The 228-nt window shown below is 69.7% G+C and carries 1 pseudogene; it reads left to right on the top strand.

Annotated elements, in window-relative coordinates:
* Nucleotides 1–16: 16 nt before the first annotated feature.
* Nucleotides 17–228 (top strand): annotated as a pseudogene (locus SB717_RS40175) (hypothetical protein); the annotation flags it as partial.

Below are 228 nucleotides of genomic sequence, written 5' to 3'. Positions count from 1 at the left end.
GAAGGGGACCATTTTCATGCGATTCACACCACAGGGCCGACTCTTGCCGCTGGCAGCCGGCGCGGCTGCCCTGTCACTGGCGCTGTCCGCGTGCGGCGGCGGGGGAGGCGCCGGGGCCACCGGTGCTCCGGCCGCCGATGTGCTCGAGAAGGCCGACGGCGCCACCGAGGTCAACTTCTGGCATTCCATGGACGGCACCAACGGCGAGACGCTCGACGCACTCATCAC

Origin of the sequence: Priestia sp. SIMBA_032 (genome assembly GCF_046535215.1) — a bacterium.
GTDB classification, from domain to species: domain Bacteria; phylum Bacillota; class Bacilli; order Bacillales; family Bacillaceae_H; genus Priestia; species Priestia aryabhattai.
This window is presented reverse-complemented; position numbering and strand designations above follow the sequence as displayed.